Annotated in this window: 2 pseudogenes; one reads left to right on the top strand and one right to left on the bottom strand. The window is 70.4% G+C overall.

Going from position 1 to position 2496, the window contains the following annotated elements:
- A pseudogene (locus KZA10_RS12175) lies at positions 1 to 414 on the bottom strand (hypothetical protein); the annotation flags it as partial.
- A 204-nt stretch (positions 415 to 618) separates the two neighbouring features.
- Between KZA10_RS12175 and KZA10_RS12170 the strand changes: the two are divergent.
- A pseudogene (locus KZA10_RS12170) lies at positions 619 to 2376 on the top strand (DEAD/DEAH box helicase); the annotation flags it as partial.
- Positions 2377 to 2496: the final 120 nt, after the last annotated feature.

Below are 2496 nucleotides of genomic sequence, written 5' to 3'. Positions count from 1 at the left end.
GAGAACGGCGACGGTCGTGTGCACGAGGTCCTGCCACGTGAACGCGGGCCCGACCGGCAGCGGGCATCCGGTCGTGCACGTGACCTGCGAGGCCACCAGGAACAGCGACGACGCCATCGCCACCGAGAACGACGGCGACCAGACGCTCAGCCACGGCACCGTGGAGCGCAGCCCGCGCGCGGCCCAGGCCACAGCGAAGCCCCCGACGACGAGCAGGAGCAGCGCGAGTTCGAACCATCCGGCCGTCGGCTCACCGTCCGCGCCGAGACCACTCACGTACAGGACCCGATCGATGCTCAACCTGGCGATCCAGATGATGCTCAGCGCGACGGCGACGACCACGCTTCCGACGATCGAGGCGATGACGCGCAACGCGGTTCCTGCGGGATGGGAGACGGTGTTTCCGGTGGGCATAGGGAGACGGTATGAGCGCAGGCCGCCCCGTCGCGTCGGCCCGAAGTGCCCACTGCGCCGGGGCGTCCTACTGCGGTACGACGCCCCGGCGCAGGTGGCCTGCTCTGCCGGACAGACCTCGGCGACCTCGATGAAGGTGTCGAGGTCGCCCTCCGCCGACATCGTCACGACCCCGATGTCCCCGGCCTGCACGAAGATGGAGGGATGAGCGATGTGCTCGACCGCTTCACCCCCGCGACGCAGGACTGGTTCCGGGGTGCCTTTCCCGCGCCCACTCCCGCTCAGGCGGGCGCGTGGGACGCGATCTCCGCAGGCAAGCACGCCCTCGTGGTGGCCCCGACCGGCTCGGGCAAGACGCTCTCGGCCTTCCTGTGGGCGATCGACAGCGTGTTCCGCGAGCGCATGGCAGAGACCTCCGCGCCTGCGAAGGGCGAGCCGCGCACGCGCATCCTCTACATCTCCCCGCTGAAGGCGCTCGGCGTCGACGTCGAGCGCAACCTCCGCTCCCCGCTCATCGGCATCGGGCAGTCGGCGAGACGGCTCGGAGTGCCCTCGCCTGCGGTGACGGTCGGCGTGCGATCGGGCGACACGACCTCGAGCGACCGGCGCAAGCTCGTGTCAGATCCGCCCGACATCCTCATCACGACCCCCGAGTCGCTCTACCTCATGCTCACGAGCCGGGCGGGCGAGACCCTGCGCGGGGTGCACACCGTGATCATCGACGAGGTGCACGCCGTCGCCGCCACCAAGCGCGGCGCACACCTCGCCGTGAGTCTCGAGCGTCTCGACGCCCTGCGCCGCGCGAACGGCATCGAGAAGCCGGCGCAGCGCATCGGGCTCTCGGCCACGGTACGTCCGATCGACGAGGTCGCGCGGTTCCTCGGCGGGTCGGCTCCGGTCGAGATCGTCGCACCTCCCGCATCCAAGACCTTCGAGCTCGGCGTGGTCGTGCCGATGGACGACATGACCAACCCGCCGCCCCCTCCCGGTGTGCCAGGGGATGCGGCCGATGCCGAATACTCCGAGGTCACCGGATCCGTCTGGCCGCATGTCGAGGAGGCGATCGTCGACCGCATCCTGCAGAACAACTCGACGATCGTGTTCGCCAACTCCCGCCGGCTCGCCGAGCGCCTGACGGGCCGACTGAACGAGATCTACTCCGAGCGCATCGGCATCGAGCTGCCGGCGGCGACCATACCCGCCGCCATGATGGCGCAGGCCGGAGCCACCGCGGGCGCCGATCCCGTGCTCGCGAAGGCGCACCACGGGTCGGTCTCGAAGGAGCAGAGAGCTCAGGTCGAAGAGGAGCTGAAGTCGGGGGTGCTGCGCTGCGTCGTGGCGACGAGCAGTCTCGAACTCGGCATCGACATGGGTGCGGTCGACCTCGTGATCCAGGTCGAGGCACCCCCGTCCGCCGCTTCGGGCCTGCAGCGCGTCGGCCGCGCTGGGCACCAGGTGGGCGAGATCAGTCGCGCCGCGCTCTTCCCGAAGCATCGCGGCGACGTGCTGCACACCGCGATCGTGACCGAGCGGATGCTGGCGGGCAAGATCGAGGCCATCCAGGTGCCGCGCAACCCGCTCGACATCCTGGCCCAGCAGACGGTTGCGGCGAGCGCGCTCGGCGCCATCGGCGTGGAGGAGTGGTTCGAGACGGTCCGCCGGTCGGCACCCTTCCAGGCCCTTCCGCGTTCGGCCTACGAGGCGACTCTCGACCTGCTCGCCGGGCGCTTCCCCTCCGACGAGTTCGCGGAGCTGCGGCCGCGACTGGTGTGGGATCGCGACGCCGGCACCTTGACCGGACGCCCCGGTGCGCAGCGCATCGCGGTGACCAGTGGCGGCACCATCCCCGACCGCGGCCTGTTCGGGGTCTTCGTCGCCGGCGAGACGACCGGAGCACGCGTGGGCGAGCTCGACGAGGAGATGGTCTACGAGTCTCGGGTGGGAGATGTGTTCATCTGCGGCATCGACGAACGCCGGCCACTGCTCGTCGCCCTTGCCGACGACGCCGATCTTGACGACCTCGTCCTCGGACGATCCGTCACTGCCGGAGCCGGCGTCGGTTGATCCCGTGGCGCAGCCTGC

It is taken from the genome of Microbacterium sp. BF1 (genome assembly GCF_019279095.1).
Lineage (GTDB): Bacteria > Actinomycetota > Actinomycetes > Actinomycetales > Microbacteriaceae > Microbacterium > Microbacterium maritypicum.
Note: the sequence above shows the minus strand (reverse complement) of the source record. Positions and strands in the feature narration are given on the sequence as shown.